At 65.5% G+C, this 12,493-nt stretch carries 14 protein-coding genes; 6 read left to right on the forward strand and 8 right to left on the reverse strand.

The window, feature by feature from the left end:
• Positions 1-10: 10 nt before the first annotated feature.
• On the forward strand, positions 11-1,213 hold the full coding sequence (aztD, locus tag GSI01S_RS03480) for a zinc metallochaperone AztD (protein ID WP_006895005.1): 1,203 nt from the start codon (positions 11-13) through the stop codon (positions 1,211-1,213).
• A 54-nt stretch (positions 1,214-1,267) separates the two neighbouring features.
• Here the strand turns inward: aztD and arsB are convergent, their stop codons facing one another.
• The 3 genes from arsB to GSI01S_RS03495 form a co-directional block, all read right to left on the reverse strand.
• On the reverse strand, positions 1,268-2,359 hold the full coding sequence (arsB, locus tag GSI01S_RS03485; protein ID WP_039866870.1) for an ACR3 family arsenite efflux transporter: 1,092 nt from the start codon (positions 2,357-2,359) through the stop codon (positions 1,268-1,270).
• Entirely contained in the window at positions 2,356-2,739 is a 384-nt protein-coding gene (locus GSI01S_RS03490; RefSeq protein ID WP_039866836.1) for an ArsR/SmtB family transcription factor, read from the reverse strand. Before GSI01S_RS03490 ends, arsB begins: the two co-directional genes overlap by 4 nt.
• Positions 2,740-2,816: 77 nt before the next feature.
• Complete coding sequence (locus GSI01S_RS03495) at positions 2,817-3,359, reverse strand: AAA family ATPase (protein ID WP_006895008.1); 543 nt, start codon at positions 3,357-3,359, stop codon at positions 2,817-2,819.
• A 218-nt stretch (positions 3,360-3,577) separates the two neighbouring features.
• On the opposite strand from GSI01S_RS03495, the gene GSI01S_RS03500 reads away from it, so the two are divergent.
• On the forward strand, positions 3,578-4,495 hold the full coding sequence (locus GSI01S_RS03500) for an FUSC family membrane protein (RefSeq protein ID WP_157225302.1): 918 nt from the start codon (positions 3,578-3,580) through the stop codon (positions 4,493-4,495).
• Entirely contained in the window at positions 4,492-5,427 is a 936-nt protein-coding gene (locus tag GSI01S_RS03505; protein ID WP_006895011.1) for an FUSC family protein, read from the forward strand. The genes GSI01S_RS03500 and GSI01S_RS03505 overlap by 4 nt, the downstream gene beginning before the upstream one ends.
• Positions 5,428-5,457: 30 nt before the next feature.
• On the opposite strand, the gene GSI01S_RS03510 is transcribed toward GSI01S_RS03505, so the two are convergent.
• Positions 5,458-6,042: a hypothetical protein gene (locus GSI01S_RS03510; protein WP_006895013.1), complete on the reverse strand. Its 585-nt coding sequence runs from the start codon at positions 6,040-6,042 to the stop codon at positions 5,458-5,460.
• 743 nt (positions 6,043-6,785) lie between these two features.
• Here GSI01S_RS03510 and GSI01S_RS03515 point away from each other — a divergent pair.
• Both GSI01S_RS03515 and GSI01S_RS03520 read left to right on the forward strand, forming a co-directional pair.
• On the forward strand, positions 6,786-7,139 hold the full coding sequence (locus tag GSI01S_RS03515) for a type II toxin-antitoxin system RelE/ParE family toxin (RefSeq protein ID WP_006895014.1): 354 nt from the start codon (positions 6,786-6,788) through the stop codon (positions 7,137-7,139).
• Positions 7,136-7,432 (forward strand): helix-turn-helix domain-containing protein, encoded by a 297-nt coding sequence (locus GSI01S_RS03520; protein ID WP_006895015.1) that lies wholly within the window; start codon positions 7,136-7,138, stop codon positions 7,430-7,432. Before GSI01S_RS03515 ends, GSI01S_RS03520 begins: the two co-directional genes overlap by 4 nt.
• 589 nt (positions 7,433-8,021) lie before the next feature.
• Here GSI01S_RS03520 and GSI01S_RS03530 read toward each other — a convergent pair.
• Together GSI01S_RS03530 and GSI01S_RS03535 are read right to left on the reverse strand one after the other, a co-directional pair.
• On the reverse strand, positions 8,022-8,387 hold the full coding sequence (locus GSI01S_RS03530) for a hypothetical protein (protein WP_039866843.1): 366 nt from the start codon (positions 8,385-8,387) through the stop codon (positions 8,022-8,024).
• Positions 8,388-8,952: 565 nt separating this feature from the next.
• Positions 8,953-9,888 carry an SDR family oxidoreductase gene (locus GSI01S_RS03535; RefSeq protein ID WP_006895018.1) on the reverse strand — a complete coding sequence of 312 codons (936 nt, stop codon included), beginning with the start codon at positions 9,886-9,888 and terminating at the stop codon, positions 8,953-8,955.
• 131 nt (positions 9,889-10,019) lie between these two features.
• On the opposite strand from GSI01S_RS03535, the gene GSI01S_RS03540 reads away from it, so the two are divergent.
• A complete protein-coding gene (locus tag GSI01S_RS03540; RefSeq protein ID WP_006895019.1) occupies positions 10,020-10,892 on the forward strand; it encodes a helix-turn-helix transcriptional regulator in 873 nt (290 codons plus the stop codon).
• On the opposite strand, the gene GSI01S_RS03545 is transcribed toward GSI01S_RS03540, so the two are convergent.
• Positions 10,859-11,323, reverse strand: a complete 465-nt coding sequence (locus tag GSI01S_RS03545; protein ID WP_006895020.1) for a universal stress protein — start codon at positions 11,321-11,323, stop codon at positions 10,859-10,861. The genes GSI01S_RS03540 and GSI01S_RS03545 overlap by 34 nt on opposite strands.
• Positions 11,324-11,643: 320 nt before the next feature.
• The gene (locus GSI01S_RS03550) at positions 11,644-12,474 is read right to left on the reverse strand and encodes a class I SAM-dependent methyltransferase (RefSeq protein ID WP_006895021.1); all 831 of its coding nucleotides are present in this window, start codon (positions 12,472-12,474) and stop codon (positions 11,644-11,646) included.
• Positions 12,475-12,493: the final 19 nt, after the last annotated feature.

A 12,493-nucleotide genomic window follows, 5' to 3' on the forward strand; every position in this document is an offset into this window, starting at 1 on the left:
GTGACAGTGAATGATGCTCAGCAACCGAGAGTGGGTGCGGCACAGCAGGGTAGTGCTCACGCTGGCGGCCGCGGCCGCCCTCACGATGACCGCGTGCTCGTCGGCCGATGACGAGTCGGCGTCGTCGAGCACGCCTCCCGACGGAACCGAAGTCGCCGAACCGATCGCCGTCACCTACGACGGAGGCATCGCGCTCCTCGACGGCACCAGCCTCGACGTGGTGAGCAAGGTTCCGATGGACGGATTCACTCGCGTCAATCCGGCGGGAGACGACGACCATCTCATCGTCTCCGACGAGAAGGGGTTCACGGTGATGGACGCCTCCCATGCCGAATTGACCGATCTCGTCTATCCCGGGGAGAAGCCGGGTCACGTCGTGCTGCACGGCGGTAAGACCGTGCTGTTCACCGACTCCACGGGGTCGGCGCTCTCGTTCGATCCGCACGAACTGTCGGACGGCGCACCGACCACACGCGAATACACGAGTGCGAGTCCGCATCACGGCGTCGCCGTGGAACTCACCGACGGGACTATCGTCGCCTCGGTGGGCGACGAGGAGAACCGGCGCGGAGCGCGGGCCGTCGACGCGCAGGGCAGACAGATCGCTCACAGTGATCAGTGCCCGGGAGTCCACGGCGAGGCGGTGGCGTCCGGGGAGGTGGTCGGGCTCGGCTGCAAGGACGGGGTCCTCCTGTTCAAGAACGGCGCGTTCGTGAAGGTGCCCTCCGTCGATCCGGAGTACGGCGCCACGTCCACTCAGGTCGGCAGCGACGCGTCGCCGGTGCTCGTCGGCGACTACAAGACCGACCCGGATGCCGAGCGCGAATTCCCCACGCAGTTCGCTCTGATCGATACCGCTGCCCAGAAGCAGCGGTTGGTCCAGATGCCGGGCGGCGCCAGTTACAGCTTCCGCTCGCTCGGCCGTGGACCCGGCGGCGAAGCTCTGATCCTGGGCACCGACGGACATCTGCATGTCTTCGACGTCGTCTCCGGCGCGAACGTCAAGTCGATTCCGGTCGTCGGCAAGTGGCAGGAACCGATGGACTGGCAGGAGCCGCGGCCGTCCCTGTTCGTCCGTGACGACACCGCCTATGTGACCGATCCCGCGACGAAGACGATCAAGCGGGTGTCGTTGTCCACCGGCACGGTGAGTGCCGAGGCGTCGCTCGACGTGACACCGAACGAGATCAGCGGAACCCTCCACAAGCACTGACCGTGGTGTGAGGCTCGGCGCCCCGGCTGTTCCGGTCTCGGAACAGCCGGGGCCTCAAGCGTTTTCGGCTTCGTCTCCGTCCCCGGGAGCGTCGGCGGCGAACCGTCTGCGCAGTGCGAGAGACACGTACACGAGCGCTACGAGGACCGGGACCTCGATCAGCGGGCCGACGACGCCCGCAAGAGCTTGGCCCGATGTGGCGCCGTACGTGCCGATGGCCACCGCGATGGCGAGCTCGAAATTGTTGCCTGCCGCGGTGAAGGCCAGAGTGGTGGTCCGCGCGTACCCCAGTCGCATGGCCGCGCCGAGAAGGTAGCCGCCGCCCCACATGATCGCGAAGTAGGCCAGCAGCGGCAGGGCGATCCGAGCGACGTCCCACGGCTTGGAGGTGATCTGGTCGCCTTGGAGGGCGAAGAGGATCACGATCGTGAACAGCAGACCGTAGAGAGCCCACGGTCCGGCCTTCGGGAGAAAGGACTCCTCGTACCACTGACGACCTCGTCGGCGTTCGCCGATCCGGCGAGAGAGGTAGCCGGCCACCAGCGGGATGCCGAGGAATACCAGAACCGATTGAGCGATCTGCCACGGCGAGCTGTCGATTCGCGTCTGCGGCAGTCCGAGCCAGCCGGGTAGGACCGACAGATAGAACCAACCGAGCACAGCGAACATGACCACTTGGAACACCGAGTTGATCGCGACCAGGACCGCGGCGGCTTCGCGGTCGCCGCACGCGAGGTCGTTCCAGATGATCACCATGGCGATGCAGCGCGCCAGGCCGACGATGATCAGGCCGGTGCGGTATTCGGGGAGGTCGGGCAGCATCAGCCACGCGAGGGCGAACATCAACGCCGGCCCGGCCACCCAGTTGAGGAGCAGCGAGGCGACGAGGAGCTTGCGATCGCCGGTCACGGTGTCGAGCCGGTCGTAGCGGACCTTGGCCAGCACCGGATACATCATGATCAGCAGTCCGACAGCGATCGGCAGGGACACGCCGTCGATCTGTATCTTCTCGATAACCGTGCCGAGCCCCGGGACCGCGCGGCCGAGCAACAACCCCGCGGCCATGGCCGCCCCGATCCAGATCGGCAGAAAGCGATCGAGTCCGGAGAGCCGTGCGGCCACCGGTTCCGTAGAGGTGCCGGTCATGACGCGCACGGGGCGCCGGTGGGCTGGTCCACCGGAGAGAGGACCGCGGTAAGCGTCGCCAGCGCTTCGGGGACGACGCGGTAGTACACCCAGGAGGCGCGGCGCTCGGATGCCACGAGGCCGGCCGCCTTGAGCACCTTGAGGTGATGCGAGATCGTCGGCTGCGCGACATCGACGGCGGGGGAGATGTCACAGACGCACGCTTCGCCGCCGGCGTGGCTGGCGATCAAGCTGAAGAGGCGCAACCGTATCGGGTCGGCGAGCGCCTTGAACACCGACGACACCTCGCCGGCGTCCTCGACGCAAAGCGGCTCGCGGACGAGAGGGGAGCACCGCTGCATCGTTCCGGTCGCGACGGCGGCCGTTGACTGATTCGACATACTTCGATATTGACGTCCATCGATACTGTGGGCAAGTCGGGTGAGCGCTCCCCGGAAGCTCCGGCCGGGCCGACCGATCAACCACGCAGACCGAGCTCAGCGAGAATCAACTCGGCGCGCTCGGCGACGCCCACTTTCGGCAGGACGGTGACGCTGTAACCGAGTTCGTCGTACCTGCGCAGTAGACGGCCGTATTCACTGACTGCCTCGTCGAGCCCCAACTGCCGTTCGTCGTCCGCTGCGTACAGCTCTGGCCATGGCGGTGTCATGAACACCCGCGCGTGATAGCTCTGCAACTCCTCGATCGAACACGCTGATCGGCCCGCGTAGTGACGCAACGCGGTGTCGGCGTCGACCAGCCCGCGATCGAAGAAGGTCCACCGGTCGGCGACGACGTCCTCGCAATCCCAGCGCGCGAGGTCGATGCACGCTCGCGCGAACCGGTCTGCGTCCTCCCACGGCAAGGCGTGCCCGCCGGTGCGGAGTTCTTGCCGGACGATTCGGCGACCGGGCTCGTCGACTGTGCGGTATCCGTGAGCCGCCAGATGCTCGAGCACGGTGGATTTGCCTCCACCCGAGCACCCCGACAGAACCACTGCGCGCGATTGACGGCCGTACATGTCTTCTCCTCTGCTCTGAATTCGCTTGGACTTCGTCTCGGCACGGAACGGAGTCCGCCATGGCACTGAAGGGTCTGACACCACCGATAGAGTCAGTTCACACCCCGTGCTGCTCGGCACAAGGAGTCCCGGTGCTGTCCCCGATGCGTTCGCTCGCCGACGATCCTCGATGGTCCTGGATGCGCGAAACCGTACGCGTTCGTCCGGCGGAATTCCCCGTGGGACATGCGATCCGGTCCGGAGCGGCGGTCGGCGTGCCGTTCATCGCCGGAGCGCTCACCGACCACATCGTCACCGGGATGTGGATCGGTCTGGCCTGTCTGCTTCTCGCAGCGGGCGAGCGCGAAGGAACCTACCGGCTGAACTTCACGATCATCGCGGTATCGACACCGATCGCGGCGGCCGGATACATCCTCGGATACTCGCAGGACATGCCACTCGTCGCGCTCGCCGTCCTCATGGCGATGCTCGCACTCCTGATGGGTCTGCTGGCAGGACTCGGGCCTGCTTTCTCGGTGGGCGGAATGCAGTTCTTGCTCACCTCTTCGATCGCGATCGGTGTCGACGGGATTCACAATTGGTGGGTGCCGCTGGGGCTGTACTGCGCCGGCGCAGCGCTCTATGCCGTACTGCTCGGGCTGGAGGCGCTGATCGTCCCAGACCGACCGCAGCGCAAAGGGCTACAACCGCTCTTGGAAGCTCTGGCGGAACTCGCCCGGGCTCGGCACGGCGATCTGCTGGTCGGGGGCGCGCAGACCACGGATGCACGTATCCGCACCGACGCCGCCTACTATGCCGCGCGTGACCGACTTGCGGAACTCCCGCTGCGCCGGCGCACGAGGTGGTGGTCGCTCACTGACGACGTCCTCGACGCAGCGGAGGGGGTTCAGGCTCTTCTGGTCGGCGAAGAGGACCCGGACGTCGCGGAGGCCGCTGCGCGACGCCTCGAAGCGTTTGCCGACGGCATCACCCGCCACGAGTCGATCTCGACACCGGTGCCGGTGCGCACCGACGGCGCGTCGGCGCTCACGCTGCGCATCGACCGGTTGCAGGACGCGCTGACCGCACCGCAGCGCAGCGCACAGAGCCGCGTCGCCTGGTCACGCCGGTCTCGGCGACGATCGATTCCGAGGTGATCCGCGCTGCGGTCAGGCTGGCACTGTGCTTCGGTATCGCCGTCGGGGCCAAGTGGTACTTCCCGTTCAGTCACTGGTTCTGGGTGCCGCTGACGGTCTGTCTCGTGATGAAACCGGACTTCGGTTCGGTGTTCTCGCGCGCGATCCTGCGTATCATCGGGACTCTCATCGGTGCCGGCGTTGCCACCGTGATCATCGTGCTGGTACCGAAGGGCGTCGGCTTCGGCATCGCCATCCTGCTGATCTCCGCGTTCATTCCGTGGCTGATGATGTGCTCGTACTCTCTACAGGCAGTCGCCATCACGCCGGTGGTGATTCTTCTCGTCGCCGCGATCACTCCCGCAGAACAGGACAACTACTCTGCACAACGCATCGCGGCGACCGCCATCGGCGGAGCTGTTGTCATCGTCTTCGGCTACCTTCTCTGGCCGCACTCCAGGAGAGTGTGGGTGCACCAGGTCTTCGCCGAAGCGATGGGATCCATCGCGACCGAACTGACCTATTCCGGAACTCCGATTCCGCGTGACGATGCGGGTCCTGTCGGACGACGGCACGACGGCGTTGTCCGTGCTCGCCGCGCGGCCGCCGCCTCACTCACCGAGCTGAGCGCTCGGCTCCACCGAGCGCTGGCTGAGCCACCGCCGAGCGACGCCGTGGCCGCGGCCTGGTTACCGGCCGTCGATGCGGCGCAGCAGTTGGCCGACGAGGTCGCCCGGTACGCCGCCGACAGGCTCTCCAACCGTGCGCCGGCGAATCCCGACGGTGCACGCGATGTCGCCGACGCCGTCCGAGCCGTCGGGCGGATCCCGGGACAGGGGAGCGACCCCCGCGCCAGCGCGGTCGATCAGCAGAATCTGCGTACAGGCGACGGTCTGGGTGCGATTGTCGACAGACTCGCTGAAGTCACGGGGCTGGTTCCGCACGGACGCTGACCCGGTCGCTGTCCGTCATGAGACGTTCGTCTAAGTAGCGCGATGCTCGGTCATCGACGGCTGTGACCAGGAGAACCATGCGATGCCGCAGAACGCAGCGAGCATGACCAAATCGGCGGTGAGCGCGATCGTCGGAACCCGAGACACCCGTGCGATCGGGAACGCGATCGCGGCGATCACGAGCAGTCCTGAACACGCTCGGGGCGACAGTCTCGTGTGCCACAACATCATTCCGAGTAGCAGGAGTGCGAGCGGGAACGTCGGTCCCGCCAGTAGGAACATCACCGTACCAGCCGCCGGGTAGCCGTCGAATGCCGCGAGAGCGGATGCGTCGTCGACTCCGAACACGTCCTCGAAGAACCCCTGCAACCCGAACGCGACTGTCCCGAACATGCCGATCAGCACCAGCAGGAGCCACAGTCCGGCCGCCAGAGGAAGTCGCGAGCGTACCCGGTCGTACTGGCCGATGAGTCCGAACACCCACGGCACGGTCGACACTGCGATCAGCATGCCGCCGACAGCGCCGTAGTGTCCGTCCTTCCAGAATGCCGGCGACAGTGCGAACAGTGCCGGCCCGATAACCAGCCCGAGGTCGTTCAATCGGGACACCCGCATGCGGCCAGCGTAGCCGCCATGGGCGTTGTGCAAGCGGGCATCGCGTGGCTTAATGGACCAGCCGTCGTACGACCTCCCGAAAGAAGATGGGCAGGAGGGTCTTGGAGGTCCACTCGGCTTCGAAGTCCGACCCGTAAGTGCCAAGCCGGATGTTGACTCGTGTCGTATGGGCTGCCGGATTCAACTTGACATAATGTATCTTATCGGCTCGGGTTCCATGTCCATATATGCAACTCGCCAGTCGACGACAGTTCAGCGCGTTTTGCACACAACTGGCAATTGTTGAGAAGTACTTAACCGATTGAGCTGGGTCTGCTTGTTGGAAACCTCAGCTTTCGGCAATCCTAGTTGGCCAGTTCGATCAAAGCAGTTGGCCAAAGCATGGTTCGCGGTCCCATAGTTTATCGTCACTGTGACGATGACCAGACGCGCGGGCCGCCGCACCTGGGCCGCTGCGCCGTCCTCGTGACCCGACCGCTCGTAGGTCTCAGGATTGGGTCGCGCGAGGGCAATACACGCTGCAATACTCCCGCCTCCACCACGATGCGAGCACCACTTCGCAGCGTCGTGGACCGTCCGGTTCGTTCTTGCCAAGGTGCATCGCTGAGGCCACACGACCGGTCACGCCGCCATTGACCCGCGAAGGCGGCTACCCGATACACACCGAACTCGCCCCGAACGCTTGCACGCCAGTTGCTGATTATTCCGTTGATGCTATATATCTCTCCCGGTATACTCGGAGGGTGGGAATCGAGCGGGGATCGACGTGGCAGATTGAGCTGAGTGAAGAGGTGCGCAGTTGGCTCGACGGGCTCACAGTGAAGGGACGGGCACAGGCGTTCCGGGCACTCGACCTCCTGGCCGTCGAAGGTGCCATGCTCCGAATGCCGCACAGTCGCAAGCTCGACGAGAATCTCTGGGAACTCCGGTTTCGCTGTGATCAAGTCAACCAGCGAATCGCCTACACCATCCAGCCTGAGCGCCGCGTGATCACGTTGACGACGTTCCGCAAGCAGCGCAACAACGAGCGCAAAGAAGTCCAGCGAGCCCGCAGTGTGCTGCGCCGCCGGGATCAGGAGAAGGAAGGGAAATCATGACCAACTACACCGAGTACAAGCAGGCGGCGCTCGCCGACCTCACCGCCGCCGAGCGTGAGGTCTACGACCAGGCATACGAAACCGCCGGAGTCGTGATGGAGCTAGCAGGAATCGCCTACCAGGCTCGAATCGACGCCGGACTCACCCAAGCCCAGCTCGCAGAACGGATGGGCACCACTCAAAGCTCCGTCGCCGCCGTCGAGAACGGTTCCCGCACTCCCACCGTCAACTTTCTCGAGCGCCTCGCCCGCGCCTGCGGCGCCCGCCTCACCGTCAGCATCGACGCCGCCTGACCTCGCCCCCGGTCATGCATCAGCAAGTGCTCGCCGCCTGGGGCCGCTTGGTGGATCATCCCTCTCGCACTTGCGGTCTATGCCAGTCGGACGGGTGTCGTCGCCACGATCGACTCCGTAAAGTGCTCGCCGCGTGCAGTTCAGCTCGAACCCAGCCTCCATCCTCGCCGACCAGGAAGTCGCCGATGGTGGTTGCGGCGATAGTTGGCCCCGCTGGTACTCGGGTCCCGAACCAACTCGCAGGTTCGATCTCTACCGGGTAATTCACGGCTCGCGACTTGAGGTCGGGAGACGCACCTTCGGAAGGCCACAACTCGATGGCGTGCTTCGAATCTTCTACAATTAGATTTCCGTCGAGAACGAATGATCGCTCTTGTATTCCCATAGAACGGTCAGGCGAACCACACGCGGATATCGCCCGGACTGGGGAGTCGACGTTGGCGGATGCCACCTTCGCTTGCGCACTGAGACCGAGAACTCGAACGAGTCGAGGTAGACGTACACTGAGTCCATCCAGACGGCAATGTTCTCATCTCTGTAGAGCGTGAGCTCGGTCCGGGCGTCGTAGGGCTTCACGTTTTCCGGGCATCTAGCCATTGGTTGCATCATTCGCGTTGTCGAGGAGGGCGCGGAGGTTTTCCGCCTCGTCTCTGATCTTTTCTCGCTCGAACCGGGTAAATTTACGCAACTGCATCGCCAGTACCGCGTCAGTTCCGACCTCGTCGGTTCCCAGCAGCCCCGCGACGGCCGTCCGTGCATCGTCGACCACTGTTGACGATGCGATGGCGGCGAGTACCTCCGTACGGCGGTCGAGAGCCAACGTGATCGCTTCCAGGATCGCCGAACGATCGATCGTCCGCTGTCTGTCGGAGATCACTTCCTCCACGTGCGGATTGCCCGGCCACGGCCAGGCGAATGCGCCATCGTCCACCGGACCGCTCGACAGGCTCGTCACGGTGAGCGAAGCCTCGCCCCGAGGACAGTCCGACAATCAAACCCGACCGGTCGTCGATCGTGATCGTGAGCCGCTCTCGCTCCGTGGCACCGGGTCGGCCTAGCAGGGTCGACCACGCCGGCCGCCCATCGCAGCGGACGGGCACCGGCGTGGTGAGTGCGATGACGTCTCGCGTCATCTGGTGGAGGACTCCGAATTGCCCCACGAGGTCGATCGGGCTTATGTGAGTCGTCAGCCACGGCATTCGGATACCGCGGCCGCTGAGTTCCACTGCCGCGCCGTTGCTGTCACGGTAGAACGTGCGGCGGCCATCGCTGATGTACTGGACCTCGCCGTCTCGCTCCACACGCCAACGTCCGGCTCCACCGGACCAGAAATCGAGGACGTCGGTGTCGTTCGGTGTCGTACTCGTCATGCGCCCGGCGACTGGCACCATCGCAGCCCCGATGTTCCGTCCGACGAGTTCGGGCCACGATGGTGTCATCACAGCACCTTAACTCCGACCCTCGGTTCTGTCGGGCTCGTCTGCGGCGACGGCCGGAACGGTCTCGGTGCCAACGCCGCGTCATTCGAACCTGACGCCCGTCATCTCTTGGGACACGGTCCAGAGTCGTGCCGCGTCGTCGGTGCGCAACGTCTTCCACAGATTCTGTCGGCCCGGCGGACCGCCGAGTCGGCCGGGCCACTGAGGACCGTACAAGCGGCCGCCGACCGCGTCGGGTGCGGTCGCCGCCATAAGCGCCGGAAGCTTGGCGCTCTCCACAGTGCCGACGATCAGGCTGTGCGCCGAGAGCCAGCGAATCATGCGCACCGAACGCGTATCCCGCCGGCGTCCGAGTTCCGGTCTGGCCGCGAGCAAGGCAGTGGGAGCGACACCGGGATGCGACACGTTGCTCGTGATACCCCATGACGCCGCGGAACTACGTCTATCGAGTTCGAGGCCGAACAGCGCACACGCGATCTTCGACTGACGGTAGGCACGCATTCCGTCGTACCCACGCTCCCAGTTCAGATCGGCCCAGTTGATGGTGCCCCTGCGAGCTGCGACGCTCGACTGCGTCGTCACGCGGGCGGACCCCGCGCGCAGCAGCGGCAGCAGACGTCCGACGAGTGCGAAGTGGCCCAGATGATTTGTTCCGAATTGCAGTTCGTTGCCGTCGGCGGTCACTTGCCGAGACGGCGGCGTCATGACTCCCGCATTGTTGATCAGCACATGAATCGGCTCGCCCTCCTCCATCAAGGCCGCGCCGAGCGCCGCGACGGAGTCGAGCGATGACAGTTCGAGCTCCCGCAGAGACACAGCCGCCGCCGGTACACGGGATCGAATCGTCGCTAAGGCGGCCGCACCTTTTCGCGGGTTGCGGACCGGCATGATCACTTCGGCGCCCGCGCCCGCCAATTCAGTGGCGATTCCGAGGCCCATTCCGTCACTCGCCCCGGTGACGACGGCTCGTCGCCCCGAGAGATCACCGATAGCGATGTCGTAACGTTCGCGATCCATGCCGATGACTCCTATTCAACCGCCGAGTGAGGCCAACACCCTCTGATTCGAGTCTGGCCGGCGGGAAGCCCGTTATCCACGGCATGACGATCCGTGGATAACCACGGCACGTCCGCGCCACAATGAAACACATGACCGATCGCGACGCACTCGGCGAGTTCCTGCGCACGCGCCGGGAAGCCCTCGCGCCCGAGGACGTCGGCCTGCCGCGCGGACGTCGCCGGCGCACCGCGGGCCTCCGGCGCGAGGAAGTTGCCGTTCTGTGCCACATGTCGGCCGACTACTACTCACGGCTCGAGCGCGCGCAGGGCCCGCAGCCGTCGGAGCAGATGACCGCGTCGATCGCGCTGGGCCTGCATCTCACCCGGGCGGAGCGCGATCACCTGTTCCGGCTCGCCGGACATCAACCGCCGCCGCGGGGCTCTTCCACCGATCACATCAGTCCCGGGATGCTGCGAATCTTCGATCGCCTGGCCGACACGCCGGCGGAGATCGTCGGAGAACTCGGTGAGACGCTGCGGCAGACTCCGCTGAGCGCGGCACTCGTCGGAGACCTCAGTGGACGTACCGGTCTCTCACGCAGCGCAGCATACCGATGGTTCACCGAGCCGGTGTCCCGGGAGCTCTATCCTCCCGACGACCACGACTTCTACTCGCGGATGTACGTCTCCAACCTGCGCGGCGTGGTGGCGGTTCGGGGACCGGAGTCACGAGCCGCACAGGTCTCCGACGAACTCCGGGCCCGCTGCGAGGAGTTCCGCAGGCTCTGGGAGCGTCACGAAGTCGGCGTCGCACCGCACGAGGTGAAACGCCTCCTGCATCCGGAAGTCGGATTGCTCGAACTCAATTGCCAGATTCTCCACGATCCCGTTCAGACACACTCACTTCTCGTCTACACCGCATCGCCGGGCAGCGAAAGCTACGACAAACTGGCCCTGCTGGCCGTCATCGGCCGGCACGATCGCGTCCCTCAAGCCGCCAGTCCCTCACCCGGCACGGGCTGAGACTCCCATCCCTCGGGAACGATGAGGACCGGGCAGTTGCCGCGATTCGTCAGCCCCTTGAACACCGCCCCGCTCAGACTGTGGTCGAGCATCGCTCCGAGTCCGTGATGAGGGCGTCCGACGACGATCATCGTCGCCCCGCACGACTGCGCCTCACTGGTGAGAACCTGGGCGGTCTCTCCGCGTGCGGTCGTGTAAGTCCAGTCGTCGGCGTCACGACCCAGGAGTTCGGCGACCACCCGCCGGTGCTCCTCGAGGTGCTGATCGGTTTCGACCTCGTAGTCGGGCTCGTCGGGATCGAACGGCAGGTCGCCGAAATCCACTACATGGACGACGCGGATCTGCGAATGCAGAGCACGCGCCAGCCGCGCCCCGAATACGACGGCCGCTTTGCTGTTCGCGTGGGCGTCGTAGCCAATGACAATGTTCACCTGTCGCTCCCCTCCTCGGTGGAGTCCCAGGGTCCATCAGCCGGGTCGGCGGTTCAGGCGGACGCTCTGGGCGTCGCCTCGGCAGGATCCATTGCCGCTACCACCATTCTACCCCGCTGATCTGGATCCAGCGGGTCCTCGACGTCTCCGCTCGTCGGACGACCGCGACAACCTCGATTTCTACGAAGGGAACGGATCGTCCTGAACCCAGGCACTTCGAGTAAGCCAAGGGAGCGAAGCGACACGGCGCATGGAGGGAACCCGTCGACGGGCCGGCGATCGTACGAAACCACTGACGGCGTAGTGCGTCGCCGTACCTGTCACCCGCGAGCCCAGAGGATCCGACTCGGGCTCGTCGCCTCGGTCGTCCGGCCCGTGTAGGTCCCGATCAGCTCGGCGGCGGACAGATCCTCCACGTCGTGGAAACGCAGATCGCGCAGCAGCGCGCCGAGGTCGTCACGGTCGTAGAAGTTGAACCACGGCTCGCCCACGGCGGCCACCCGCTCCGCCCGTGCCTGCATCCGTGCGCGTTGTGCGTCGTCGGTCGCCGGCTCGAGATAGTCGAGAATGACTTCCGTCGACGGTGTCTGGCCGGCGACGTACTCCAGCGTCGATCGCGCGGCCTCCGGTGTCAGGTAGTAGACCACGCCGAGCCAGACGAACACCGCCGCCGCGTCTCGCCGGAACCCGGCCGACGCCAGCGACTCCGCGAGATCGTCGGTTTCGAAGTCGACCGGAACGAGCGTCGTCGTCGCCGGCACGTCGATCTCCGCTTCAGCGAGCCGCTCCCGCTTCCATTCCTGGGTGGCCGGGTGATCGACCTCGAAGACGTGCAGGCCGGGATTCGTATTGCGGTACCCGAAGGTGTCGAGTCCCGCCCCCAGCACGACAACTTGACCGACACCCCGGGCTGCCGCGGCCGCGACCCGGTCCTCCGCGAATCGGGCGCGGGCCGCGAAGAACAATCGTCGCCGCCGATCGGTGGCCGCGACGGGCAGTCGCCCGTCCTCGGCCGCGCGGCTCAGTGCCTCGCCAGAGCTTCCGATCAGACGCACGGCGAAGGGATCGTCGAGGATCCGCGGGCTGTCGGCCACCTGGTGATAGGCGCGGGCGTATGCGGTCGCGAGTGCGGTTCTACTCGGTTCCTTCATCATGTTCCTCCGGTCTGCC

Source organism: Gordonia sihwensis NBRC 108236 (genome assembly GCF_000333035.1).
Taxonomy (GTDB): Bacteria; Actinomycetota; Actinomycetes; order Mycobacteriales; family Mycobacteriaceae; genus Gordonia; species Gordonia sihwensis.

Bases quoted from the DNA above. Each gene is read 5' to 3' on its own strand.
- aztD (WP_006895005.1), top strand. From the start codon at position 11: ATGATGCTCAGCAACCGAGAGTGGGTGCGGCACAGCAGGGTAGTGCTC.
- arsB (WP_039866870.1), bottom strand. From the start codon at position 2,359: ATGACCGGCACCTCTACGGAACCGGTGGCCGCACGGCTCTCCGGACTC.
- GSI01S_RS03490 (WP_039866836.1), bottom strand. From the start codon at position 2,739: ATGTCGAATCAGTCAACGGCCGCCGTCGCGACCGGAACGATGCAGCGG.
- GSI01S_RS03495 (WP_006895008.1), bottom strand. From the start codon at position 3,359: ATGTACGGCCGTCAATCGCGCGCAGTGGTTCTGTCGGGGTGCTCGGGT.
- GSI01S_RS03510 (WP_006895013.1), bottom strand. From the start codon at position 6,042: ATGCGGGTGTCCCGATTGAACGACCTCGGGCTGGTTATCGGGCCGGCA.
- GSI01S_RS03520 (WP_006895015.1), top strand. From the start codon at position 7,136: ATGACCAACTACACCGAGTACAAGCAGGCGGCGCTCGCCGACCTCACC.
- GSI01S_RS03535 (WP_006895018.1), bottom strand. From the start codon at position 9,888: ATGGATCGCGAACGTTACGACATCGCTATCGGTGATCTCTCGGGGCGA.
- GSI01S_RS03540 (WP_006895019.1), top strand. From the start codon at position 10,020: ATGACCGATCGCGACGCACTCGGCGAGTTCCTGCGCACGCGCCGGGAA.
- GSI01S_RS03550 (WP_006895021.1), bottom strand. From the start codon at position 12,474: ATGAAGGAACCGAGTAGAACCGCACTCGCGACCGCATACGCCCGCGCC.